At 71.6% G+C, this 24,776-nt stretch carries 22 protein-coding genes; 2 read left to right on the top strand and 20 right to left on the bottom strand.

Features of this window, described 5'->3' with window-relative positions; translation table 11 throughout:
- Positions 1–91 precede the first annotated feature (91 nt).
- The 14 genes from FXF51_RS40445 to FXF51_RS40380 form a co-directional block, all read right to left on the bottom strand.
- A complete protein-coding gene (locus FXF51_RS40445; RefSeq protein WP_262380137.1) occupies positions 92–1,153 on the bottom strand; it encodes an ABC transporter ATP-binding protein in 1,062 nt (353 codons plus the stop codon).
- The gene (locus FXF51_RS40440; protein WP_148440061.1) at positions 1,150–2,127 is read right to left on the bottom strand and encodes an ABC transporter ATP-binding protein; all 978 of its coding nucleotides are present in this window, start codon (positions 2,125–2,127) and stop codon (positions 1,150–1,152) included. Before FXF51_RS40440 ends, FXF51_RS40445 begins: the two co-directional genes overlap by 4 nt.
- The gene (locus tag FXF51_RS40435) at positions 2,124–3,002 is read right to left on the bottom strand and encodes an ABC transporter permease (protein WP_148440060.1); all 879 of its coding nucleotides are present in this window, start codon (positions 3,000–3,002) and stop codon (positions 2,124–2,126) included. Before FXF51_RS40435 ends, FXF51_RS40440 begins: the two co-directional genes overlap by 4 nt.
- The gene (locus tag FXF51_RS40430; protein ID WP_148440059.1) at positions 2,999–3,958 is read right to left on the bottom strand and encodes an ABC transporter permease; all 960 of its coding nucleotides are present in this window, start codon (positions 3,956–3,958) and stop codon (positions 2,999–3,001) included. The genes FXF51_RS40435 and FXF51_RS40430 overlap by 4 nt, the downstream gene beginning before the upstream one ends.
- Positions 3,958–5,514 carry an ABC transporter substrate-binding protein gene (locus tag FXF51_RS40425; protein ID WP_148440058.1) on the bottom strand — a complete coding sequence of 519 codons (1,557 nt, stop codon included), beginning with the start codon at positions 5,512–5,514 and terminating at the stop codon, positions 3,958–3,960. The genes FXF51_RS40430 and FXF51_RS40425 overlap by 1 nt, the downstream gene beginning before the upstream one ends.
- Before the next feature lie 288 nt (positions 5,515–5,802).
- Positions 5,803–6,483, bottom strand: a complete 681-nt coding sequence (locus FXF51_RS40420) for a pyridoxamine 5'-phosphate oxidase family protein (RefSeq protein ID WP_148440057.1) — start codon at positions 6,481–6,483, stop codon at positions 5,803–5,805.
- Between the two features lie 55 nt (positions 6,484–6,538).
- A complete protein-coding gene (locus FXF51_RS40415; RefSeq protein ID WP_148440056.1) occupies positions 6,539–8,320 on the bottom strand; it encodes a 2Fe-2S iron-sulfur cluster-binding protein in 1,782 nt (593 codons plus the stop codon).
- On the bottom strand, positions 8,317–9,081 hold the full coding sequence (locus FXF51_RS40410) for an enoyl-CoA hydratase-related protein (protein WP_148440055.1): 765 nt from the start codon (positions 9,079–9,081) through the stop codon (positions 8,317–8,319). Before FXF51_RS40410 ends, FXF51_RS40415 begins: the two co-directional genes overlap by 4 nt.
- 8 nt (positions 9,082–9,089) lie before the next feature.
- On the bottom strand, positions 9,090–10,925 hold the full coding sequence (locus FXF51_RS40405) for a CocE/NonD family hydrolase (protein WP_148440054.1): 1,836 nt from the start codon (positions 10,923–10,925) through the stop codon (positions 9,090–9,092).
- Positions 10,922–11,959, bottom strand: coding sequence for a dipeptidase (locus tag FXF51_RS40400; RefSeq protein ID WP_148440053.1), 1,038 nt, complete (start codon positions 11,957–11,959; stop codon positions 10,922–10,924). The genes FXF51_RS40405 and FXF51_RS40400 overlap by 4 nt, the downstream gene beginning before the upstream one ends.
- Positions 11,960–11,968: 9 nt before the next feature.
- Positions 11,969–12,898 (bottom strand): threonine/serine dehydratase, encoded by a 930-nt coding sequence (locus FXF51_RS40395; RefSeq protein ID WP_148440105.1) that lies wholly within the window; start codon positions 12,896–12,898, stop codon positions 11,969–11,971.
- Complete coding sequence (locus FXF51_RS40390; RefSeq protein ID WP_148440052.1) at positions 12,898–14,055, bottom strand: acyl-CoA dehydrogenase family protein; 1,158 nt, start codon at positions 14,053–14,055, stop codon at positions 12,898–12,900. The genes FXF51_RS40395 and FXF51_RS40390 overlap by 1 nt, the downstream gene beginning before the upstream one ends.
- Before the next feature lie 8 nt (positions 14,056–14,063).
- Complete coding sequence (locus tag FXF51_RS40385) at positions 14,064–15,584, bottom strand: AMP-binding protein (RefSeq protein ID WP_148440051.1); 1,521 nt, start codon at positions 15,582–15,584, stop codon at positions 14,064–14,066.
- Positions 15,581–16,255, bottom strand: coding sequence for a TetR/AcrR family transcriptional regulator (locus FXF51_RS40380; RefSeq protein WP_187414836.1), 675 nt, complete (start codon positions 16,253–16,255; stop codon positions 15,581–15,583). Before FXF51_RS40380 ends, FXF51_RS40385 begins: the two co-directional genes overlap by 4 nt.
- Positions 16,256–16,306: 51 nt before the next feature.
- On the opposite strand from FXF51_RS40380, the gene FXF51_RS40375 reads away from it, so the two are divergent.
- Entirely contained in the window at positions 16,307–17,536 is a 1,230-nt protein-coding gene (locus tag FXF51_RS40375) for a metal-dependent hydrolase family protein (RefSeq protein ID WP_222871662.1), read from the top strand.
- Here the strand turns inward: FXF51_RS40375 and FXF51_RS40370 are convergent.
- The 4 genes from FXF51_RS40370 to FXF51_RS40355 are packed head-to-tail and all read right to left on the bottom strand — an operon-like array spanning position 17,533 to position 22,565.
- Positions 17,533–18,702, bottom strand: coding sequence for an acetyl-CoA acetyltransferase (locus FXF51_RS40370; protein WP_148440048.1), 1,170 nt, complete (start codon positions 18,700–18,702; stop codon positions 17,533–17,535). The two genes, FXF51_RS40375 and FXF51_RS40370, sit on opposite strands and share 4 nt — an antisense overlap.
- Before the next feature lie 8 nt (positions 18,703–18,710).
- A complete protein-coding gene (locus FXF51_RS40365) occupies positions 18,711–20,048 on the bottom strand; it encodes a hydroxymethylglutaryl-CoA synthase (protein WP_148440047.1) in 1,338 nt (445 codons plus the stop codon).
- Between the two features lie 4 nt (positions 20,049–20,052).
- Positions 20,053–21,213 carry a dipeptidase gene (locus FXF51_RS40360; protein ID WP_148440046.1) on the bottom strand — a complete coding sequence of 387 codons (1,161 nt, stop codon included), beginning with the start codon at positions 21,211–21,213 and terminating at the stop codon, positions 20,053–20,055.
- The gene (locus FXF51_RS40355) at positions 21,213–22,565 is read right to left on the bottom strand and encodes a serine hydrolase domain-containing protein (protein ID WP_148440045.1); all 1,353 of its coding nucleotides are present in this window, start codon (positions 22,563–22,565) and stop codon (positions 21,213–21,215) included. The genes FXF51_RS40360 and FXF51_RS40355 overlap by 1 nt, the downstream gene beginning before the upstream one ends.
- A 157-nt stretch (positions 22,566–22,722) precedes the next feature.
- On the opposite strand from FXF51_RS40355, the gene FXF51_RS40350 reads away from it, so the two are divergent.
- Positions 22,723–23,550, top strand: a complete 828-nt coding sequence (locus FXF51_RS40350) for a proline racemase family protein (protein ID WP_187414835.1) — start codon at positions 22,723–22,725, stop codon at positions 23,548–23,550.
- Here the strand turns inward: FXF51_RS40350 and FXF51_RS63050 are convergent.
- The gene (locus FXF51_RS63050) at positions 23,541–23,747 is read right to left on the bottom strand and encodes a PucR family transcriptional regulator (protein ID WP_262380136.1); all 207 of its coding nucleotides are present in this window, start codon (positions 23,745–23,747) and stop codon (positions 23,541–23,543) included. The genes FXF51_RS40350 and FXF51_RS63050 overlap by 10 nt on opposite strands.
- Positions 23,744–24,772, bottom strand: a complete 1,029-nt coding sequence (locus tag FXF51_RS63045; RefSeq protein WP_262380135.1) for a PucR family transcriptional regulator — start codon at positions 24,770–24,772, stop codon at positions 23,744–23,746. Before FXF51_RS63045 ends, FXF51_RS63050 begins: the two co-directional genes overlap by 4 nt.
- Positions 24,773–24,776: the final 4 nt, after the last annotated feature.

The raw sequence follows: 24,776 nt of genomic DNA, 5'->3' as shown, positions 1-24,776 counted from the left end.
CGCCTCCCGATGGAAGGGGCGATGCGGCTACTGGGCGGTCCACTAGGCGGATTCGATGGCCTGACAGGCAGAGTCACGCGATGACGGCCGCTCACAGGTGAGCGACGTGCGTGCGGCCCGGCTCGGAGGGCTCGGGAAAGTGGCAGGCGACCCGGTGTCCCGTACCGGTCAGCGCCGGCTCCTGCCGCGCGCATCGGTCCTGGGCCTTCCAGCAGCGGGTACGGAAGCGACAGCCCGACGGCGGGTTCGCCGGGCTGGGCACGTCATCGGCGAGCACGATCCGATTTCTGTCGCCGCGATGGCGCGGGTGCGAGATGGGCAGGGCAGAGATGAGCGCCTGGGTGTAGGGGTGCGCCGGCCGGGTGAAGACCTGCGCGGCCTGGCCCTCCTCCACGATCCGGCCCAGGTACATGATCGCCACGGTGTCGCCCAGGTGCCGGACGACCGACAGGTCGTGCGAGATGAACAGGTAGGCAAGGCCAAGTTCGCGCTGCAGCTGGGCGAGCTGGTTGACGATCTGCGCCTGGATCGAGACGTCCAGGGCCGAGACGGGCTCGTCCAGCACCAGCACGCGCGGGTCGAGTGCGAGCGCCCTGGCGATGCCGACGCGCTGGCGCTGGCCGCCGGAGAACTCGTGCGGGTAGCGGCCGGCCTGCTCGGGCGACAGGCCGACCAGCTCCAGCAGTTCGCCGACCCGCCGCCGTCCGCCGTCGCGGTAACGGCCGAGAGTGCGCAGCGGCTCGGCGACGATCTCGTGGACGGTCAGCCTCGGCGACAACGACGAGTACGGATCCTGGAAGACGTACTGGATCTCGCCGCGCAGCGGGCGGAGCCGTCTGCGGGACAGGGCGGCCAGGTCGCGCCCCGCGTAACGGATCCGGCCTGAGGTGGGCTTGGCCAGACCCACGACGAGCCGGCCGGTCGTGGTCTTGCCGCAGCCGGATTCGCCGACCAGCCCGAGGGTACGGCCGGCGTGCAGCTCCAGGTCCACGCCGTCGACGGCTCGAATCGGCCCGGTCCGCCCGCGCAGGACCCCGCCGCGGCTGGGAAAGTGCTTGACCAGGCCCTCGACGGCCAGCAGCGGCTCCCCTGCCCCCTCGACGGCCAGGACGGGTTCCCCTGCCCCCTCGGCGGCCGGGCCGAGCTCTCTCACGCCAGCTCCTCATGGAAGTGACAGGCCGACAGGTGACCGGCGGCCACCGTGACCGGCCCTGGACGGTCTGCCCGGCAGGCGCCGCGGCCGGCGCTCAACGCGCACCGCGGCTCGAAGGCGCACCCGGACGGCGGCGCCTGCGCGGTGGGCGGGCTGCCGCCGATCGGCGTCAGGCTCTCCGTCGGCCGGCAGCCGGGCCGGCTGGCCAGCAGGCCGCGCGTGTAGGGGTGGCGGGGAGTGGTGAAGATCGCGTGTACGTCGCCGTGCTCCACGACGCGGCCCGCGTACATGACCGCGACCCGGTCGGCCAGCTCGGCGATCACCCCCAGATCGTGCGTGATGAGCAGCGCCGAGGCGCCGGACTCCCGTCTGGCGGTGTCGAGCAGGTCCAGCACCTGGGCCTGGCTGGTGACGTCCAGTGCGGTCGTGGGTTCGTCGGCGATGAGCAGGTCGGGCTCGTTGGCCAGCGCCATCGCGATCATCGCGCGCTGGCGCATGCCGCCGGAGTACTCGTGCGGGTGCCGGCCGCGACGGCCCGCGGGATCGGCGATGCCGACGCGGGCCATCAGCTCCAGTACGCGATTGCGCACGGCCGCGCGGCCGAGGCGCGGCTGGTGCAGCCTGATGGCCTCGGCGATCTGCGCGCCGACCGGGACGACCGGGTTGAGCGCCGTCATCGGGTCCTGGAAGATCATCGCGATGCGGTGACCCCGGATGCGGCGCAGCCGGGCCGCGGGCAGGGCCAGCAGGTCCTCGCCGGCGAAGCGCACGCTGCCGCGCACCACCCGTCCCGGCGGCCGTACCAGACGGAGCACCGACAGTGCGGTGACGCTCTTGCCCGAGCCGGACTCACCGACCACGCCGAGGATCTCGCCCGGCGCGATCCGCAGGCTGACTCCGTCCACGGCGCGCACCGCGCCGCCGGGCGTGGGGAACTCCACCGCGAGGTCGTCGATGGCGAGCAACGGCGTCATGCGCGTGCTCCTCGCGGGTCCACGGCGTCGCGCAGGCCGTCGCCGACGAAGTTCACGGCCAGGACGGTCAGCGCGATGGCCAGGCCGGGCGGCAGCCACAACCACGGCGCGGTCTGGATGAGGGTGAGATTCTGCGCGTCGGCCAGCATGTTGCCCCAGCTCGCCTGTGGCGGCCGTACGCCGAGGCCCAGGAAGGACAGCACCGCCTCCAGCAGGATGAGCTGCGCCACCAGCAGCGTCCCGGCCACCGCGACCTGCGGCAGGACGGCGGGCAGCACGTGGCGGCCGATCACCGTCAGGCGTCCGGCGCCGAAGGTGCGCGCGGCCTGGACGTACTCCCGTTCGCGCAGCGACAGCGTCAGCCCGCGCACCACGCGGCAGGTGGTCGGCCAGTTGCACGTGGCGAAGACGAGCACCAGCATCGCGGTGCCCGGCCCGAGCACGCCCGCCAGCGCGACGATGACGACCAGCGTGGGAAAGGAGAGCACCACGTCGGCGACGCGCATGACGACGGCGTCGAGCGCTCCGCCGAACATGCCGGCCAGCGCGCCCAGCAGTGAGCCGATCGCGATCGCCGTCAGCGACGACACAAGCCCGACCAGCAGCGACACCCTGGCGGCGTGCACCAGCCTGGCGAACACGTCGCGTCCGTAGAAGTCGGTGCCGAACGGGTGCGCCGCCGATGGCGGCTCGCGGAAGGCCGCCAGTTCCATCGCGTTGGGGTCGTACCCGGCCACCAGCGGGGCGGCCAGCGCCAGTACGCCGGTGACGGCGAGGAACGAGGCTCCGGCCAGCGCCATGCGGTTGCGCAGGAAGCGCCGGGCGGCCGACGGGTACGGCCCTCCCGGCACGGCGGGCGTGACGTCCGCCGTCATGACACACCGATTCTCGGGTCGGCCACCGCGTTGAGCAGGTCGGCGGCGAGGTTGCAGATCAGCACGAGCACCGCGGCGTACATCGCGAAGCCCGTCACCACCGGATGGTCGAGCTGCCCGACCGAGCTGACGGCCAGTTGCCCCATGCCCGGCCAGGCGAAGACCTGCTCCAGGGCGACCGCCCCGGCCAGGAGCTGCGGAATATAGATCATCGTGACGGTCACGAGCGGGACAAGCGCGTTGCGCAGCGCGTGCCGCAGCAGCACCCGGGCGGGACCGGCGCCCTTGGCCTCGGCCGTGCGCACGTAGTCGGCGCTGAGCTCGGTCAGCAGCCCGGCTCGCACGTAGCGGGTGAACGGCCCGGCGACGGACAGGGCCAGGATGGCCGCGGGCAGCACCAGGTGGGCCAGGATGTCGGCGCCGCCGCCGTCGCCCGGGGTGGACATGCCGGAAGACGGCGCCCAGCCGAGCTTCAGCGAGAAGAGGTAGATCGCGGCGATGCCCAGGAAGAAGCTGGGCAACGAGATCATGCCCAGGCCGGCGACGGTCGTGATGTGGTCGATCGCGCTGTCGCGCCGGGTCGCGGCCAGGGTGCCCGCCGCCACGGCCAGCGTCAGGCCGATCGCCAGGGCGGCGCTCATGAGCAGCACAGTGGGCCCCACCCGCTCGCCGAGCGCCTCGGCCACCGGACGGCCGCTGACGAAGGAGTAGCCGAGGTCGCCGCTGAGCGCGTCGCGCAGCCAGATGCCGTACCTGACCACGACCGGCGCGTCCAGTCCGAGTTCAGCACGTCTGGCGGCGATGAACGCCGACGTGCCCGAGGCCAGTTGCTCGGGGTCGACCATCGTCAGGACCGGGTCGCCGGGAGCGGCCCGGACCAGGAGGAACACGCCCACGCTGATGAGCAGGAAGACCGCCGCGTTGATCAGGAGCCGGCGCGCGAGGTAGGCGAGCATCAGCCGGCCAGGCTCCACTCGTCGGCGTTCCAGAAGCCGGTGGCGGGGTCGCCGCTGGGTCTGAAGCCGCGCAGCCGCGAACCGGCGGCCCACAGGATGTCGGGGTTGTACAACCACGCGTAGGGAACCTGGGCGTTGTCCTTGATCGCCGCCTGCTGGTAGAGCTCGGCGCGCCGGTCCTGATCGGTACGGGCGTCGGCCTGGGCGGTGAGGGCGTCCAGCGACGGGTCGCAGAAGTCACCGACGTTCCCGCCCCTGGGGTAGAAGGCGGCGCAACTGAGGATGGCGGCGCTGCTGGAGGGGTCCACGGCGTAGCCGCCTCCGCCGAAGAGCGCCAGGTCGAAGGTGCGCCGGTCGTAGGATTGCAGCAGTTCGGCCGCTTGTACCGGCTTGAGCTCGACGCTCATGCCCACCGCGCTGAGCGCGGCCTGCACCACCGTGGCCGCCGCGTCACGGTCGCGCTGGCCGGGGATCCAGGACAGCGTCATCGTCTCGCCGGCCGTCCAGCCCGCCTCGGACAGCAGGGCCCTGGCCTTGGCCGGATCGTAGGCGTACTCCTCCAGCCCGCCGGGCAGCGCCCAGGAGACGACGAACGAGGAGTTCTGCACCCGGCCTCTGCCTGCCAGGATGTTGGCTACCAGCGCCTTGCGGTCGATCGCGTGGAGGATGGCCTGCCGCACCCGGGGATCGGCGGAGCGCCGATCCTTCTGATCGCTCTGGTTGATGGCCAGCCGGACGAAGCCGGGGCTCGGTTTCGCCGTGACGGTGACGCCCTTGAACGCTTCCACCGTCCGCAGGTCGGTCGGGGAGACCTGGACCAGATCCAGCTCGCCGGTGCCGAGTTGCGCGGTCGCCGCGTCGGAGCCGATGGGTTTGAGGAAGATCGCGGGGATGGCGATGGGTTTGCGGTAGTGCGGGTTGGCGGCCAGTTCCACGTACTGGTCGGTCTTGTGGCGCACGAAGGTGTACGGGCCCATGCCGACCGTCGGGTGGGCGAAGAAGGCACTGTTAGCGATCTTGTCCACCGGCTCCCGGCCGAGCACGTGCTCGGGCAGAATGAAGGCGAACGGCCCGGCGATCAAGCTGAGGAATCCGGCGTTCGGCCTGGTCAGGTTGATCACGAAGGTGTGGTCGTCCGGGGCCTCGAAGGTGGCCGCGGCCAGCTTGCCCGCCATCGCGCTGCCGCTCCCGGGGTCGGCCAGCAGTTCGTAGGTGAACAGCACGTCCTTGCTGCTGAACGGCTTGCCATCGCTCCATGACAAGCCCTGGCGCAGGTGGAAGGTGATGCGGTCCTCTTCCACCTGCCAGCGGGCGGCCAGGCGTGGCGAGTAGGCGTAGGAATCGTCGACGGTCAGCAGGTTGTCGAAGATCAAGGTCATGACCTGCTGGTCGGGACCGCTGGGGGGATCCAGCGGGGAGAAGCGCTTCGGCTTCTGGTACAGGTGGAGGTTGAGTGCGTACGGCGAGCGGCTCTGGGACCGGGCGTTCGTCGGGTCGGAGCACCCGGCGGCAAGCCCGAGGACGATGACGGCCAGGACACCTGACAAACGGTTCATAGGGCCTTTCTGAGCGGCCGGGCCCGGAGGTCTCCCGCAGCGGAAAGTCACTATAAGCGATCGTCTGGATTCTCTCAGTGACGGAGGCTTCGCACAAGTGCCATGACGGTCATCAGGGCGAGCGGCCCTCAGCACCAGGGACGGCCGCGGGCCTGGCCAGGGCGCCTGGCCGGGGGCGCACCAGCCATCTCCCGCACGCAGCCACGTCGTCTCCGTGCGGTTATGGCGGCACCGGCATCCGCATGCCGCGCATGAACTCGATCATGGAGCGGTGGGTGCCAGAAGTGCCTAGTAGGCGCCGGATCGGGTCTCGCCCCAGCCCGTGAGGTGGTCGGGAACCGGCATCCCCGCGGGCACGTATTCGTCCGGCACAGGGGCCCCCGCGGCGATGCGGAGCGGGAGCCGGCCCGCCCAGACGGGCAGTGACCTGTCGGCGGGCGCGTCGCCGGCGTCACCGGTGCGTACCTTCGCCGACGCCTCGACGATCGGGACACTGACCAGGAGCACGGAGCGCAACTCCGCGTCGGTGAGCGGGCGCAGGAACGGAAGCCGTCCCGGAGTGATCTTGTCGATGAGCGCATGCATCCCCGGCAGCACCTCGTCGAGATCTTCGACGGCTCGCCCCTCCCCCATGACGACGGCGGATCGGTAGTTGACCGAGTTCTGCAGAACGCTCCGCCCCATCACCACGGAGTCGATCACGGTGGCCTCGACGCAGACGGGGGCGCCCTCGGCGACCTTGTTCATCATGCGGTTCTTCCGCGCGCCGTGGATCAGCAACTGGTCGCCGACCCTGACGTGCAGCGTCGGCAGGACGACCGGGTCTCCGCCGTCCACGAAGGCGACGTGACACAGCATCGCCTCGTCGAGAATCGAGCGAACGAGGTCCAGGTCGTACGTCCCGCGCGCGGGACGACGCCGGATCCTCACCCGGTCACTGGCCGGGGCCGTCTTCTGGGACTTCGTCATGACAACGATGCTCCTAAACCTGGGCTCGCGGCTCCAACGACCAGCGTCGGAATCTTCACTGCGGCTCTTCGGCAGGTGTAGCAGCAGCCCGGCGGCGCAGGACGATCGGTCCCGCAGGCACTGCGGCGCACGCGAGCACGGCCCGCGAACCGGGCGGGATCGGCGGATCGACCAGGTACGACACCTCGCCGTGCACCAGGTCGAGCACGCAGGTGCCGCAGGCGCCCGATCGGCAGGCGGACGGAACGGGCACCTGGTGGTTCTCGGCCAGTTCGAGCAGCGTGCCGTCCGCGTCCGTCCAGGTCGCCGCGACGTCCTCGGGGAGGTAGGTCACCTGGTGCGGTCCCGGATCCGGTGCGGGCCGCCGGACGGGCGGTTCGGTCGCGGGCGAGAAGAACGCGTCGGCGTGGATGCGGTCCGCGTCCACGCCCGCCGCCCGCAGGGCCTCGGACACCGCGGTCACGAAGCCGATCGAGCCGCACACGAGCGTGTCCGCGCCGTCGGGCATGAGTTCGACGAGGTCGCGCGGGCCGGGGCGGCGGGCTGCCGGGCGGGTCTCGAAGAGCCGCGCCGTGCCGCCGGTCCGCCGGACGCCGTCGGCGACCTCGGACCACAGCGCCGCGCTCCGCTCGTCCGCGTCGACGTGCAGGACGGTGAGCGGCCTGGGGACGGCCTCCCCCACCGTCTCCTCGACGGCGAGCGGCCTGGGGGCCGCCTCCGCCGCCAGTTGCCGCACCGTGGCGGCAACGGGGGTGATGCCGATCCCAGCGCTCACCAGGTACAGCGGCCGCCGTTCCGGGGAGAGCGCGGGAAGCCCGAACGGGCCCGTGATGAGCAGCCGGTCGCCGCTGACCAGCGACGCGAGGCGGTTGGAGACTTCCCCGCGCAGGCGCACCGTGATCCGGAGCCGTCCTGAGACGCTGTAGGCGCGCCAGGTCAGCCCGCCGTCCGAGGTGGGCAGGTGAACGCGCAGGTGCTGGCCGGCGGCCACCGGCAGGCGGAAGGGGTCGCGCAGCCACAGGCTGACGGTCCTGTCGTCCTCGCGCACCGTTTCGAGCACCTCCGCCTCCCGTGGCCAGGACGCGTCGGCATGCCGTACGGTCTCGGGCGGGTCGCCCACGGTCACCGGCGCGCCCTTCCGGAGCCGGGCGGGGCGGGGCGCGGCCAGGCGCGCGTAGACGCCCAGGTTCGGGTGGCCGAAGGCGCGGGTGAGCACGGAGGGGAGCTCGATGTCCCGCTCGCCCGTGACCAGGTTCGCGGACGTCGCGCGGCAGCGGCCGGTATGCCTGGTCACCTCGACCTCGCAGTCGCCCAGCCGGACGCGCCGGCCGACCCAGGCCAGCTCGGCGAACGCGGGCAGCCCGTCGAGATGGACGTTGGCGCGGAACCGCCGGAAGTCGAGGTCTGCGGCGAGCGCCCGCACCGTGGCGAGGTTGACCAGCGAAAGCTCGGTGTCGGGCAGATCCCACAGAGCCGCCCCGTCGCCCCGGACGAGCCTCAGCCCGGGTTCGCCGAACCACGCGCCGAGGAGGTCTTCCGAAGGCCGGTCGGAACGCACCGGCGGCCCGTCAGGGTGGGCGAGGTGGCGCAGCTCCACCACGCCGGACCCTGCCATGGTGACCGTCACCTGGGTCATGTCGGGGTCGCGTGCCACCTGCTTGAACGCCGACCGCGGCCGCCACGCCGTCCTGGGCGGCACCTGCTGGTCGCCGCGCGCGATCGCCAGCGAGCGGTCGTGCCGCAGGCCGGTGCCCGGCAGGACGTCGGCCTCGTCGAGGGGCACGCCACGGGCGCCCTTCACCGGGTACACCCACAACGACGCGATGTGCCCGGTCATGGCTGGTCGCGGTAGCTCGGCGGCCGGTGCTCGCGGAGGGCGGCGACGGCTTCCCTGGAGTCGGGCTCCCCGGACAGGCGGCCGGTCATGCGCTGCTCGAACTCGTAGCCCGCCTTCAGGTCCATGAACTCGATCGTGTTCAGCGACTCCTTGGCATGGCGGAGCGCGGTGAGGCTGTGCCGCGTCATCTTCCCGGTGAGGGCGAGCGCGCTGTCGAGCACCTCGTCGTCCGGGACGACGCGCAGCACGGAGCCGAACCCGACCAGGTCGGAGGCGGGCCATGGGTCGGCGGTGAAGTACATCGCCCGCATGATCGGCTGCGGTACCAGCCGGGCGAGGTGCGCCCCTCCGCCCATCACTCCGACGCTCACCTCGGGCGTCCCGAACCTGGCGCTCTCGCCGGCGACGATGACGTCGCAGGAGGCGGCGATCGCCAGCCCGGTGCCGAGCGCCGCCCCGCGGACCGCGCCGACCACCGGGACGGGGCAGTCGTAGATGGCGGCGAAGGCGTCGCGGACCAGGCGCATCCGCCCGGCGGAGTTTCGCGGGTCGAGAGTGAGGAACTCGTCGAGGTCGTTGCCCGCGCAGAAGTGTTTGGCGTCGCTGGTGAGCACGACCGCCTTCGTCGCCGGCAGCCTCTCGTCGAACCGGCCGAACAGGTCGCGGATCTCCTCGTACATGCTCAGATTCACCGCGTTGACGGGCGGCCGGTCCAGCGTCACGACGGTCGTGGCGCCGAACTCCTGAAGAGAAAGATACATTCGGGTCCTCAGCAGATGGGCAGGACGATGTGCGAGGGGTGCGAGGCGTCCCGGTGGACGGTCTGGGTCGCCGAGACCGGATCGCCCGGCGCGCCGCCCAGGTTGGTGTTCCGGTCGAACCGCGGGAAGTCGGCGGAGCTGATGTCGACGCGGATGCGGTGCCCGGCCTTGAACCGGTTGGCGGTGACCCACATGTCGATCTCCAGCGGGTAGATCTCGCCGGGCACGAGTGGTTCCGCGCCTCGTTCCAGGTCGCGGTACCTGGCCCGGAGCAGGCCGTTCACCAGCTGTACGGCCCGTCCGTCCGGAGTCACGTCGCTCAGCCGTACGGCGAAGTCGGTGTCCACGGCCGACGAGCTCACGTAGAGCAGCGCCCGGAGCTTGCCGACGACGTCGACGTCACGATCGAGCGGCTCCGTGGTGTAGGTGAGGACGTCCTCGCGCCGCTGCACCGCGCTGACGTCCACGCTTCCCGGCGGGTAGACCCAGGAGACGATGTGGCCGCCGACCGTGGGGGTCGGGTCGAGCGGGTCGTAGACGTACTGGTCAGCGGCCTGCCGCTGGTCGGGGGCCGTGGTCTTCAGCGTTCCGTCCGCGCCGAGGTAGAACGGGGTGTCGACGGCTTCCGGGAGGGGCCAGTCGTCGGCGGTGCGCCACTCGTTGGCGCCCATCAGGTAGTAGATGACGCGCGGCCAGTCGTCAACGGAGCCGTCGCGGACGGCCTGATACCAGGCCAGCGTGAAGTCGACGCTGCTCCAGTGGTTGTGCCACAGCTCCTCGTGCTCCCCCATGCCTTCCTTGTAGCCGGGAAGGTTGTGCGCGGACGGGGTGACGATGATTCGGGCCTGGGAGCGCAGCGGCTCCGGCGCGTGCTCGCGGAGCAGCTCCCACGTCTCCAGCGCGTCGTTGACGAACCAGTCGTACCAGCCGGTGCGCAGCAGCGGGATCGCCCGCAGGCCGGCCACCTGCGCGGCAGGGTCTACGGCGGGCAGGGTGTGCCTGTCTATCGAGATGCCCTGGCCGAAGATCGGCCCGATGCTCTCGACGTCGAGCATGGTGACGTGCGATGACCCCGTGAGACCACGGACGAACTCGGCGCGTTCCGCGCACGTCAGCGAGCAGTAGCGGGCCCACAGCCAGGCCTGCGCCTCGACCGTCGACAGCTCCTTGAGCTCGGGGAACGTCTGCGACAGCTCGGCTAGCCGGGGGCTGACGAACGGCTCGTTGAAGAACCCCGTCGCCCACGTCTCGTCCAGCATCATCGGCTCGAGCTGCCAGAACGGCAGGTCCGACTTCTCCTCGCCGTGGCCGATGGTGCGCGCGAGCGCGTTGACGACCATGTGGTACGAGGCGGTCTTCACGCCCACCCCGAGGCCGCTGACCTCCGGCACGATCGTGGTCATCTTCGGGTGTGTCGCCATCGGCCACTGCACCTGACCGACGTAGGAGCCGCCGACGGAGCCGATGAACCCGTCGCACCAGTCCTGCGCGCTGACCCACTCGACGAAGTCGTGGCCGTCGTCGGGCTCGAACAGGTAGAAGTCGTGGTCGTCCGGCTCGCTGTCGCCCGTGCCGCGCAGGTCCTGCACCGCCACCGCGTAACCGCGGCGGGCGAACGACATGAACGGCGCCACCAGCCTGTCGGCGTCCCGGCCGTACGGGGTGCGCACCGCGACCACGGGTGCGGGCAGCCGCGGCGGCAGGTAGAGATCCGTGGCGAGCCGGACGCCGTCCCGCATCGTCACGGACACCGTTTCGAGCCGGATGTCAGCCGCCGCGAAGGTGGCGGCCGTGCGCGGCTCCCTGCTCTTCAATATGTACTGGAGCTCGTCGGACACGGTCATCTGGCCGGTGCTCCCATCACATCGCGGAGAACGCGGAGCACGTTCTCACCAAGGACCTTGCGAATGTCCTGCTCGGCGAAGCCACGCCGGACCATCACCTCGGTGATCTTCGGCAGGTCGGAGGGGCGTGAGATCTCGGCGGGCACGTAGGGGTGGCCGCCGGTCGGGGCGCCCACCCAGCCGCCGAAGACGCTCTGGTAATAGTCGTCGATGAAGTCGGGCCCCAGGCCGACGTGGTCGATGCCCGCGACCTCGGCGATCCGCTCGATGTGGTCGACGACGCGTTCGGCCGTCGGCGCGGCAGGGTCGATGAAGAACGGGATGGCGGCGGCGACGCCGATGACCCCGCCGAGTCCGGCGATGGCCTTGAGCTGCTCGTCGCCCAGGTTCCGGTGGCTGTCGGCGATGCCGAGGCACGCCGAGTGCGTGGCCAGGAACGGCCGCGTCGCCAGGGACAGCACGTCCTCCACACCGGCGATCCCGAGGTGGCTGATGTCGAAGACGATGCCGAGCTCCTCCATCTCGCGCAGCGCCGTGATGCCTTCCGGGGTCAGCCGGCCGCGCGAGGTGGAGTCCAGGCCGCTGCCGTCGGCGAGGAAGGTGCGGCCGAAGTGCGCTATGGAGATCACCCGGACCCCGACGCGTGCCATGGTGCGTACCAGTGCGGGGTCCTGCCCGACGGCGTGCGCGCCCTCAAGGGCGATCACCAGCGCGATGCGTCCTGCCGCGGTGGCGGCGTCGACGTCCGCGCCCGTCAGGCAGACCGTCACGTCGTCGCGGTGTTCGGCGGCGAGTTCGTGGATCCGTTCGACCAGCAGCAGCGTCCTGCGCAGCGCGCCCTCCGTCTGGAACTGCTCCTCGAGGCAGATCGGCAGGACCTGCACGTCGACACCGCCCGCGCGGAGCTCGGGCAGCCAGTATCGGGCGAAGTGGTCTGGTTGTCCCCTGCGGTCGAAGTGGTCGACCAGCAGGATGAGGTCGTTGTGGGTGTCGACCACGACTGCGTCGTCGTGGAGGCTGCGGGAATCCGTCATGACGATCTCCTAGATCAGGGTTGCTGGATCGCTGTTGCCGCCGCACACGATCACGGCGACGCGTTCACCGGGCCGGGGGACGTAGCCGCCGCTGGTGAGCGCCGCGAGGGGCGCGGCGGCGCCCGGTTCCGCGCAGATCCGCAGCTCGTCCCAGAGGAGTCGCCGGGCGTCGAGGATCGTCTGCCCGGGCACGACCACGACGTCGTCGATGGCGCGTTGTGCGATCTCCCAGGCGATCGCGCCGATCCGGCTCGCTCCGAGCGCGTCCGCGGCGACACCGCCGACGCCGATCGTGACCCGCTCACCCTCGGCGCGGGCGGCGGCGAGCGTGGGGGATCCCTCGGCCTCCACCGCGACGACCCTGACGCGGCGGCCGTACCAGGCGGCGGTCCCGCCGACGAGACCGCCGCCGCCGCAGGCGACGAGCACGGTGTCGACATCCGGGCACTGCTGTTCGAGTTCGAGTGCGACGGTGCCCTGTCCCGCGACGATCTCCGGCTGGTCGTAGGCGTGCATGAGCAGGGCTCCGCTCTGCGCCGCGCCGCGTTCGGCGGCGACGGCCGCGTCCGCGAACCCGGCGCCCACCTGGTGGACGCGCGCGCCGTACCCGTGCAGCTTGGCGACCTTGACCGCGGGAGCCGTCTCCGGGACGAACACCTCGACGGGGTGACCGAGCCGCCGGCCCACGTGCAGCAGGGCGAGCGCGGCGTTGCCGCCCGAGGCGATGACCAGCCCGGCAGCGGGCACCGGCCGGCTCAGCGCCCGGTTGTACAGGCCGCGCGGTTTGAACGATCCAGTGTGTTGCAGCAGTTCGAGCTTGAGCACCAGGGAGGCGTCGACGCCGAACGTCCCCCGCGCCACCTCGATCAGCGGCGTCCTGCGTACGTGCCCGCGGATCCTCTCCGCGGCGGCCTCGATGTCACCGGGCGCGGGAACCATCACAGGGCCCGGGAGATGAGGTCCTTCATGACCTCGTTGGTTCCGCCGTAGATCTTCTGGGCGCGGGCGTCGACGTACAGCCGGGAGATGAGGTACTCCCGCATGTAGCCGTAGCCGCCGAACAGTTGCAGGCAGCGGTCGGTCACGTCGCACTGGTTCTGGGTCAGCCACCATTTGGCCATGGACGCGGTCGCCGGGTCGAGGGTGCCCGCGCAGAAGTTCTCGACGCAGTCGTCCAGGAAGACCCGCGACGCCCGCACGATCGTCGCCAGCTCGGCGAGCTCGAACTTGACGTGTTGCATGGCGAACAGGGGCGCGCCGAAGACCTCCCGGGTCTTCGCGTAGGCGATGGTCTCCTCCAGCGCGCGTTCCATGGCGGCCACCGCGCTCACGGCGATGACGAGGCGCTCGCGGGGCAGCTCGCGCATCAGCATCCCGAAGCCGGCGCCCTCCGCGCCCAGCAGGTTCTCCACCGGGACGGGCACGTCCTCGAAGAAGAGCTCCGCGGTGTCCTGGCTGTGCAGGCCCAGCTTGTCGAGGGTCCGGCCGCGCCGGAACCCCGGTGCCGCCGCCGTCTCCAGGACGAGCAGCGAGATCCCGTTCCTCCCGGCGGCCGGATCGGTCTTGGCGACGACGATCACGAGGTCGCACCGGGAGCCGTTGCTGATGAACGTCTTGGAGCCGTTGAGCAGGTAGTGGTCGCCGTTGCGGGTGGCGCTCGTCCTGACGTTCTTGAGGTCGGTGCCCGCGCCGGGCTCGCTCATGGCGACGGCCCCGATGAGGTCGCCGCTCGCCATTCCAGGCAGCCAGCGGGCCTTCTGCTCCTCGGTGCCGTGCGCGACGAGGTACGGGGCGACCACGCCGCTGTGCACCTGGAGGCCGAGCCCGGTGTCGCCGGCCCTGGCCTGCTCGCTGAGGACGACCGCCTCGTGCGCGAACGTGCCGCCGCCTCCGCCGTACTCGTCGGGGACCTCGCAGCAGAGCAGGCCGAGCGCCCCGGCCTTGAGCCAGACCTCGCGGTCCACGTGCTTCTGCTGATCGAAGCGTTCGAAGTGAGGGACGACCTCGGTCCTGAAGAAGTCGCGAGCGACCGCGCTCAGCGCGGCGCCCTCGTCATCGACCCAGCGCGGCCGGGCGGCGGTGGTGGTGGTGCTCATCGGTCTCCTCAATTGACGGCCCGGTCGGCGGCGTCCCAGAAGCGTGCCCGCAGTCGCTTCTTGTCGATCTTGCCCAGCGGGGTGAGCGGCAGGCCGTCCACGAAGTCGAGCCGTTTCGGCGCGTGCACGGGCCCTTTGAGCTCGCGGACGTGGGCGATGAGCTCCTCGGCCGTGGCGGTCGCGTCCGCGGTTCTGACGACGAAGGCCGTCACCGCCTCGCCCCACTTCGGGTCCGGAACGCCGATCACCGCCGCGGCGGCCACGTCCGGGTGCGCGGCCAGGGCGTCCTCGACCTCGCGCGGGTAGACGTTGAACCCGCCGGTGATCAGCATGTCCTTCTTGCGATCGGCGAGGTACAGGTAGTTGTCCTCGTCGAAGCGGCCGATGTCGCCGGTGTGCAGCCAGCCGTTGCGCAGCGCCTCCGCGGTCAGCTCGGGCTGCCGCCAGTAGCCGTCCATGAGCAGCGGCCCGCGGACGCAGACCTCACCGAGCTCGCCGACCGCGCAGGGCTGGTCGTGGTCGTCGAGGACGGCGACGTCCAGCGCGGGGTGCGGCTTGCCGCAGGAGGCGAGCCGGCGCAGCTCGTGATCCTGCTTCGAGAGCGTGGTGACGGTGTTGGGCGCCTCTGTCTGGCCGTAGAACTGCACGAACACCGGGCCGAACACGTCAAGGGCCTGTTCGAGGCGGTCGGGTGACATCGGGGCCGCGCCGTACAGGATCGTCCGCAGGCTGGACAGGTCCGCCGGGTGCGCGGCGACGTGGTCGAGCAGGACGTAGATCATGCTCGGGACGAGAAAGGTCGCGGTGATCCGCTGGGTCCGCACGATCTCGCAGAACTCGGCGGGGTCGAAGCCCTTCGTGAGCGTGATGCTGCCGGCCTGATGGAAGATCGCCGGCGCCATGCCCGCGAGCGCGTGCGTCAGCGGCGTCGAGCCGAGGAAGCGCAGCTCGGTCGGGAGCTGCCAGTGCGCGACGGAGAGCAGGACGTGCGTGACCAGGGAGCGGTGCGAGAGCATCACGCCCTTGGGGCGGCCGGTGGTCCCTCCCGTGTAGGCGAGGAAGGCGATGTCACTTTCCCGCGCCACCGTGGGGATGTCGTCCGTGTCCGGCTCGGCGGCTGCCAGGGCGTCGAGGCCGAAGACCCGCGGCGGGGTTCTCAGCTCAGCCGCGAGAGTCTCGGCGTACCGCGGTTCGTCGGCGATGAGCGCCGCGATGCCCGCGTCCTCGCACACGATGGCGTGGTCGGCCGGCGATCCCATCGCGTGCAGTGGCGTGTAGCGCGCGCCGAGGGACTGCGCCGCCACCATCGCGGCGAACGCCTCGGGCCGGTTCGGGGCGATCAGTGCGACGCCGTCGCCCGGCCGCACCCCGCCGCCGCGCAGCGCCGCCGCGATCCGCGCGATCAGCCGCCGTAACTCGCCGTACGACAGGTCTCCGTCCGGGGTGGCGAAGGCGACCCGGCCCGGATGCCGCTGGAGTGAGCGCGAGACCAGGTCGACGATGGTCGGCCTGCGACGCGGGTCGTTCACCGCTGCACCTCCGCCTCGAAACCGTCGAGCAGATGGCTGATCCCGAACATGTACTGCCCCTCCAGATCTTCGGAGACCACGTCGCTGAGCCGCCTGACCGGCGAGTCCGCGGGCGTGTCCGCGTGCACGAAGTTGTCGGCCACCTCGCGGGCGAACTCCTCGCCGCCGCCGCCGCGGAAGCGCGAGACCTCCCAGGCCAGGGCGCCGATGATGTGGTTGCGCAGGGCCATGAACCCGCGGATCGAGGAGTCCTCGTCGAAGCCGGCCTCGTGCAGCAGGGAGATCATGTCGAGCCCCACGGAGGCCGCGGCCGGGCCCCGTACGTAGGTCGCCAGGACGATCTCGACCAGCGCCGGGTGGCGCAGCGCGCAGCGGCGGACCTCGAGCGCGAACTCCTCCAGCCGCACCCGCCAGGGCCGCCCGTCCTGGACGATGGCCGGGATCTCGGACACCGCGAGATCGGCGACGGCGTCGAGCAGCTCCTGCTTGTCGTGCAGGTGCCGGTAGAGCGACATCGGGCTGCCGCCGAGCGCCTCGGCGACGCGAGCCATCGTGACGCCGCCCAGCCCGTCGCGGTCGGCGATCTCCAGGGCCGCGGCGACCACCGCCTCCCGATCCAGCGCCCCGCGCGGCAACCGCGCCGACGTACGCACCTTGCGCTGAGTCGCCACGTTTCCTCCTCGGCTCTTGCACCGGTGTTTGCGTATGACCATAGTGTACGTATGTACGACAGTGAAGTGAAGAGTCTCTGGCTCCATGGAGGCACCCTCGTCACGGCCACCGGAAGCGACCCGGAACAGGCCGGGATCCTCCTTGAGGCAGGCCGGATCAGCCGGATCGGCGGAGCCCCGCCGCGCGGGGCCGAAGTCGTCGACTGCACCGGCCTCACGCTGACTCCCGGCCTGATCGACGCACATGTCCATCTGGGCATGGCCAGCCCGATCCTGGACAGCGTCGGTTACGACATGTCCGTAGCGGAGATCGCGGCGGACATGTTCGCCAACTGCGCCCGGACGCTCCGCACGGGTTTCACCACGGTGCGGGACTGCGGCGGCATCGACGCGGGACTCGTCGGCGTCGTCGCCTCGGGCAAGATCCCCGGCCCCAGGATCGTGCAGTGCGGCCCGATCCACTGCCAGACGGGCGGGCACGGCCACTACGCCTCCGAGTGGGAGCCCGCCGGTCTGTGGAGCGGCAGGGAGATTCCCGGCCTGCGGACGCTGGCGATGCTCTCGGACGGCCCCGACGAGATGCGCAGGAACGCACGCGAGTCGTTCAGGCGCGGCGCCGACTTCCTCAAGCTCTGCGTCACGGGCGGTGTCATCTCCAAGCATGACAAGCTCACCGACACCCAGTTCACCTTCGAGGAGATCGCGGCCGCCGTCGCGGAGGCCACGGCTCGCGGCACCTACGTCACCGTCCACGCGCACAACGTCGCGGGCATCCGCAACGCCGTACTGGCGGGGGCCCGGTGCGTCGAGCACGGCACCGGCATCGACGAGGAAACCGCCGCGCTCATGGCCGAGCGCCAGGTCTCCCTCGTGCCGACGCTGACCGCGGTCGAGGCGGTCATCAGGAACGGGCTCGGCCTGCCCGGCGAGTTCGCCGAGCGCGCGGCGCGGGTGCGCCAGGCGATGATCGACGGGCTGCTCGCGGCCAAGGCCGCGGGGGTCAGGATCGGTCTCGGCTCCGACGTCATCGGCCCCGACCAGAGCCGCAGGGGCGAGGAACTCACGCTGCGGGCCGCGGTGGAGTCACCGATGGAGGCGCTGATCGCGGCCACCCGCGTCAACGCCCGGCTGCTCGGGCTCGACAACGAGATCGGCACACTGGAGGTGGGAAAGCGGGCGGACATCGCCGGGTTCACGGCGAACCCGCTGGAGGACCCGAAGCTGTTCGCCGATCCGGAGAACGTCGCGGTCGTGCTGCGGAACGGGGTGATCGTGAGCTAGCGTTCGCCGCCGAAGACGGCGACGAACGAGACGAACTCGCCGGGCAGCCCGCCCATGTTGTGCGCGAGGCCGAGCCGCGGCGAAGCCAGCTGGCGCGGGCCGGCCTCGCCGCGGAGCTGCAGCCACAGCTCGAAGATCATGCGCAAGCCGCTCGCGCCGACCGGATGGCCGAAGGACTTCAGCCCGCCGTCCGGGTTCACCGCCAGCGTGCCACCGAGGTCGAAGTCCCCGTTGAGCACGTCCCGCCAGGCCTGGCCACGCTGGGAGAAGCCGAGATCCTCCATCAGGATCAGCTCGGTCGGCGTGAAGCAGTCGTGCACCTCCGCCATCGAGAGCTGCTCGCGCGGGTTCGTGATCCCCGCGTCCGCGTACGCGAGTTCGGCGCACCGCACGACCTCGGGGAAGGACGCGTACGCGACGCCCGGGGTGACGGCGCCGTCGCTCATCCCCGCGTGCAGCGACATGCCCTTGAGGTAGATCGGCTTGTCGGTGTAGCCGAGCGCGTCCTCGGCGCGGACGATGATCGCGGCGGCGGCGCCGTCGGAGACGCCCGAGCAGTCGAACACGCTGAGGTCGCCGGCGATCCTGGGCGCCCTGTCGATCTTCTCCTTCGGCACCTCGGAGGTGTACTGCGCGCGCGCCGGGTTCCTGGCGCCGTTGGCGTGGTTGCGCCAGGCGATGTGGGTCAGCGCCCTGCGGATGTCGCCCGGGTCCACGCCGTACGCCCGGCTGTAGGCCGCGGGCAGCATCGCGTAGGCGGCCGGGTTGCTGATCTCGGCGGCGGTGTTGTCGCCGGGCAGCGCGTTCAGCGTCAGCCCCGAGTAGCCGCTGTCCTTGACCTTCTCCACGCCGACCGCCATGGCCACGTCGTAGATCCCCGCCGCCACGGCGAAGGCGGCGTTGCGGAAGGCGTCGGAGCCGCTCGCGCAGAAGTTCTCCACCCGCGTCACGGGGCGCTCGACCTTGAGCGCCCTGGCCAGGGGGAGCCCGGCGTGTCCCGAGGCCACGGTGGCGTACCAGTAGGCCTCGACGTCGTCCTTGCGCAGGCCGGGGACGGACGCGATGGCGTCCAGGGCAGCCTCGATGAGCAGATCGTCGGCGGATTGGTCCCACAGCTCGCCGAATCGGGTGCACCCCATCCCGACGATGGCGACGCGGTCGCGCATGCTTCCAGTCACCGCTTGGGCCTGGCCTTCCAGAAGTAGTTGGGGACGCCGTCGAGGACGTACGTGCGCCGGAACGTCATCTCGACCTCGGCGCCGTCGGCGATGCCGGCCGGCGGGACGTCGGTGAGCTCCAGCAGGAGCCGCCCCGTCGTGCCGAAGTCGACCAGTGCCGCCGTCGCCGGGGGCGCCGGGCTGTCGGACACGCCGTCGGCGGCCTGCGTCACGACGGTCCCGGTGAGGCCGGCGACGCTGAACGGCCTGGCCTGGTCGACGGCTCCGCACGCGCACACCCGCGCGGGCGGCAGGTAGACCTTGGCGCACGCCGAGCACTGCGAGCCCGCCAGCCCGTACTTCCACGCGCTGTTGCGCAAGGCCGGGGCCGGAGCGACGGCGGGACGTGCCGGCCTGCGGGCGGGTTCGCGGCCGAGCGCGCCGCGCCAGGTGAGGTACTGGTGGTAGCCGATCTCCTGCCCCACCCTGTCCGGGCTCCGGCGGCCGTCTTTCAGCACCCGCAGGAGCAGGGCGTCGGCCCCGCCACCCGCGGAGACGACGAGGATCGTGTCGCCGGCCTTTGCCGTGTCGAGGGCGCCGGCCAGGAGCAGGCCGAGGTCCGCCGCGCCGCAGTAGCCGGTGTTCTCGCGGTGCGCATCCTGCACGTCCGCGCCGCCCGCCGCGCCGATCGAGGCTCTCAGGGAGCTCGCCAGGCGCCGGTTCAGCGTGGAGACCAGGGCTGTGACCGGTGTCCCCGCCTCTGCCACGATCTCCCGCACGGCACGTGCGAGCACATGGTGGACGAGGCGGTCCTCGCCGAGCAGCGCGTAGCCGGTGCCGGGAGCCCGCCAGGCGTCCATGACCTCCAGCGGCACCGACACCGACCCGATCACCTCCGCGACGGCATCTCCGGAACCGAACAGGAACGCGGCAGCGCCGTCACCGCCGTCGGACTCCTCCGCCGACCCAGGCCGCCCCGTCCGGAGGTCGGCCAGTACGGCCACGCCACCCGTCCCGGCGGCCACGCTGAGCGCGCCGAAGCCCGACCGCAGCCCGGTCAGGTCCAGCGCGAAGACCCGGCCGTGCATCCCGGTGGCGGCGTGCACGATCAACGAGCAGGACTTGTCGAGCAGCGGCGGACTGGTCGTGGCGAAGTACAGGTTGTCCGCGTCACCGATCCCCGCGCCGAGCGCGCGGGTGGCCGCCACCGCCATGGAGACCGCGTCCTCGTCGTGCCCCGCCACGGTCCGCGCCCCGGAGCCGCGCGGGGCGCCGGTGAGCGCGGCGCCGATGGCGGCGCGGGCGAGCCGGTAGCGGGGCAGGTACGTCGCGTAGGCGAGCAGCTTCGCTGTCATCGGCTCAGCCGCAGACCGCTTCCATCACGCGGACGAAGTTCTCGCCGAGCACCTTGGCGATGTCCTCGTCCGACCAGCCGCGCCCGACCAGGCCGCGGGTGATGTTGGGGAAGTCGCGGTAGTCGTCGAACCCGACCATCTGCTGGGTGGCGACGAGACCGTCCTCCGGCCGGAACCCGGTGTCGGCGAACAGCGGCTGCACCAGGCCCTCGAGCATCCACCCGGGCAGTTGCAGCGGCCAGTCGGTGCCGATGGCGACGTGGTCGACGCCGGCCACCTCCGCGACGTACTCGACATGGTCGAGCATCGCGTCGATCGTCACGGTAGGCCCTTCGGCCAGGAAGAACGGGACCGTGACGATGCCGATCACGCCGCCGGTCCCGGCGAGAGCGCGCAGTTCCTCGTCGGTCTTGCCGCGCGCGTGCGGGAACACGCCGCGCGCCGCCGTGTGGGAGGCCACGACCGGCTTCTCGGAGACCTCGCACGCGTCCAGCGTCGTCTGCCGCCCGACATGGCCGGTGTCGACGATGATGCCGAGCTCGTTCATCGCCTTGACGCTGTCCACGCCGAACCTGGACAGCCCGGCGTCCGTGCGCTCGGTGCAGCCCACGCCGACCGAGGTCATCGTGTTGTAGGTGAGCTGCGTCATCCGCAGCCCGGCGTCATGCGCCCAGGCGAGCACGTCGAGATCGCGCCACGGCCCCAGCATCACCTGCGAGCTCACCAGCCCGGCGTGGGTGCCGGACTCGTGCGCGGCGCGGATGTCGGCGGCCTTCAGCGCCTTGGTCAGCCAGGGGAAGGAGTCGAACTGCTTCTGCACGAACGAGAACGTGCGCTCGCGCACGTGCTGGTCCTCCGACAGCTCCACCTGCCGGTTGCCGCAGGTGATGCCGCTGTCGTCCCAGCACTGCCGCACCTCGTCCATCCGCCCCGCGATCGCCCGGCGGATCGGCGCCTCCAGCCCGTCGGCGAAGGTCCCCAGCATGTCGTGGGTCTTCTCGAAGCGGGCCCGCAGCTCCTTGTTCATCTCCTCGTCGAACACCCGGTAGCCGACCGGCCCCTGGAACAGGGCGTCGACGATGACGCATTCGCGATGCAGCCGCGCGGCACGCTCCTCCTGCGCCTCGTCGAGCCCGAAGTCGAAGGTGCCGAACTGTTCTGCCATCAAATCCTCCCGTGGTCGCCGATGCGGCGGACGAGCTGGTCCATCATGAACAGGAACTTCGGATGCCCCGCGCCGTCGTCGCCGACGCCGTACGCGAAGGGCGGCTGGTCCGGGTGGTCCGCCAGGACCAGGCCGTGCGCGCCGGCGGGCCGGACGCGGACGGCGGCGGGCCCGGGCCGGTCCCGCGTGAGAACGTCTTCGGTCCACCTCGGCGCGCAGGCCAGCGCGTCACCGTCGCCGGTGATCGGGATCTCGACGCCCCAGCTCCCGTAGACGCCGTGGTAGCGGGACGCGTCGGCGGGCGGGCCCGACAGGTCGGGCTCGTCCTGCGGCGGCAGGCCGAACCGCTTCTGCACGATCGCCTCCGCGAGTTCCTGGTGGAACGGCATCGAACCCGGTCCGCCGTTGGCGAAGGCGATGTAGGCGGCGCCCAGGTCCGGCACGGCCGCGATCATGGCCACCCCGCCGTAGGAGCCGCCGCCGTGCGTCAGGACGACGCGATCGCCGTGCTGTTTGCGCAGCCAGCTCAGCCCGACGGAGCCCGTTCCCGGCACCGGGAAGTCGAGGTGGTGGGCGGCCATCTGCTCGACCGCGCCGGAGCCGAGGAAGTGCGGGCCGCCGGGCAGGTGGGTCCGCACGAACGCCAGCGTGTCCCGCACCGAGGTGATGAACGTCGTGCCCGCCGGGCCGAGGCACTCGGGCAGCAGGAAACGCTTCGTGGGGACGTATCCGGCCGCGCCGGGATAGTGCCCGATCGCCATGCGGTGGAGGATCGCCTCCTTGGCCGTGAACATGCTGCGCTCCAGGCCGAGCGGCGCGAACAGCCGCTGCCGCATCGCGGCGGAGTAGCCCTCGCCGGTGACGACCTCGATGATCCGGCCGGCGAGCACGAAGCCGGCGTTGTTGTAGGAGAAGTACTCGCCCGGCTCGAACAGCTGGCCCTTGTCGCGCAGCAGCTCGACGAAGTTCGCGATCGCCTCGTCGCTCTCGCCGACGTCCGCGATCAGGATCGCCGCGTCGATGCCGTTGGAGTGCGTGACGAGGTGGCGCACGAGCAGCGCGTCCGCCACGCCGGGCTCCGCGAGCGCGAAGTCCGGCAGGTAGCGCTTGACCGGCGCGTCGAGGTCGACGAGCCCCTGCTCGACCAGGGACATGAGCAGCGTCGTGGTCCACACCTTGGTGATCGAGCCGGTCAGGAACAGCGTGTCGGGCGTCATCTCGACCCCGCTGTTGAGATTCGCGATGCCGGCGGCTGCGGTCTCGACCCGGCCGTCCTCGACCACCCCGACCACGGCGCCCGGAATTCCGTGCCGCGCCACCAGGTCCTGGACGAGCTCCTGCAGTTCCGTCACGTGCGACTCCGTTCCCAGTCAGGCGATGACGTATATGCGTAAACTATGGTGATACGCCTGAGGCTGGCAATACTTCCGCACCCTGTCGAAAGGCGCGGCCAGGATTCCCTTCCGCTGTCGGTCGAAGCTCCGGATGCCGCCGGGGAGGCTCGCTGGCATGACCTCCGACTTCACCCTCCTGGCCACCGGCGCCTCTTCGGGGCAACCCGTCGCGTGCGTGCAAGCCACGGCCGTGGACCACGACCTGACCGACGCCGTACGACACGACTACTTCGTGCGCAGGGGCGGGGACCCGGCCTCGATCGTCGCGGTGCTGAGCCCGCCGACGTCACCCGGGTGCGACGACCGGCTCGTCTTCGTCGTCTCCGACGGCATGATCGGTGGCTGCGGTGAGGCGACGATGTTCGCCGCCGCCGTCCGCTCGGGCGGCGAGGGAAGCAGGCGCACCTTCGAGACCGCGGCCGGGCCCATCGAAGCCACCGATCGCGGCGCGGGAGTCGTGCGGCTGCGCCTGCCGGAAGCGAGCGCGGTGCCGCGCACGCACCTCGCCGACGCCGGTGATCGCAAGCTGCGCCTGCGGACCGTCACGGTCGGGGGCAACACGTTCGCTGCCCTGCCCGCCGCCGAGCTCGGGTTGCGGCCCGTCGAGCCGGCGGCGGCGGAGCTCAGGCGCGCGGGCATCGACCTGCTGCGCCGTCTCGACGGGCCGGGGCTGCTCCTCCTCACCGAGCCGGTCCTGGCCGGCGCGACGAGCAGCGCGGTCGTCTGGGGCGACGACATCCTCAACCTGGGCCCCTGCGGCACGGGCACCGGCGCGCGGATGATCCTCGCGCTCCATGACGGGGAGCTCGCCGCCGGGGACGAGCTCGTGCACCGCAGCCCGTACGGCCACGCCTTCCGCGCCCGGGCCCGCGGCGCGGGCCACGACAGGGTCAGCGTGGACATCGAGGGGACCGTCGTGTGGCGGCCGGCACGTCAGACCTGATCGTCGAGGCGGCCGAGCAGCCGGGCGACCTTCAGCCCCAGGTGGAAGGCCAGCCGGTCCTCGCCGCTGGCCAGCTGGACTCCGGTCAGCTCCTCGATCCGCTGCAACCGGTAGTAGAGCGTCGTGCGATGGACGAACATCTGCTCGGCGGTGAGCTGGACGTCGCCCGCGTTGTCGAGGAACGCCTCCAGCGTCACCGCGAGCTGCTCCCCCTTCGGCCCCCCTCCAGCAGGCGGAGCAGCCCGCCGGGGAGGGTGTCGGCGGTGAGCTCGGCGGGCGGGATGAGGGTGAGCAGGCCGTACACGCCGAGCCTGTCGAAGGACGCCATGCGTTCGAGGCCGCGCACGTTCCGGACGACCCGGGCCGCGCGCTCGGCCTGGCGGTAGGAGGCGTGCACGCCGGCCAGGTCCTCGACGACGTTGCCGATGCCCGCGACAGGCTCGACGCCGGGCAGGTCGGATTCGAGCTTGACCAGGAGCTCCTCGATCAGCGCGTGCTTCGCGGCACCGGCGAGCAGCGGATCCTTGTCCGACAGCAGCAGCATGCCGTGGTTGCGGCGCACCAGGCTGATGTGCCGCCGGTCGGAGAGCCTGCCCGTGACGCGTTCGAGCCACGCGCCGAGGGAGCCGCGCTCGGCTTCGAGCAGTGGCCGGTCCTCGGCGCGCAGGCTCACGAACACCACGAACGCCGGCTCACCCGCGACGAACAGCTCCTCGTCGACGAGTTCTGCGGCGGCGTGCGCCCGGGCGGCGGCGTCTCCCGGGACCACCAGGTCGCGCAGCAGCTCGCGGGCCCGGCTGCGGTGCAGCTCGCCGGCGAGCTGGTCGCGCTGCATGATCACCGCGATCATGTCGACCGAGTTCAGCACCGTCTGCAGCTCGGACTCGCCGAGCCGGTCGTCCCCCTCGAGGATCCAGATGAAGCCGAGCAGTGTGCCCTGCTGGCGCACCGGCACGCACAGCCGCTGGGTGGAGGCGCCGATCTCCGGGTTGACCGGCGGGCGGAAGGGGCCCGGCGCGGTCCTGGCGCCCGCCCCGAAGATCCATTCGCTGACCGCGGGCCGTACGTCGCGCGTGAGGATCGACTCCTCACGGAGCCGGTCCATGCCCGGGTACTCGTGCGAGGAGAAGGCGAGCTGACGCAGGCTCTGGTCATCGACTGTGACGTTGCGTCGCAGGCGCTTGCCTAGGGCGTCGAGCAGCCTCTGGAGCTCACGGGTCACAGTC

Source organism: Nonomuraea sp. PA05, assembly GCF_008086045.1.
Classification (GTDB): Bacteria; Actinomycetota; Actinomycetes; order Streptosporangiales; family Streptosporangiaceae; genus Nonomuraea; species Nonomuraea monospora.
Note: the sequence above shows the minus strand (reverse complement) of the source record. Positions and strands in the feature narration are given on the sequence as shown.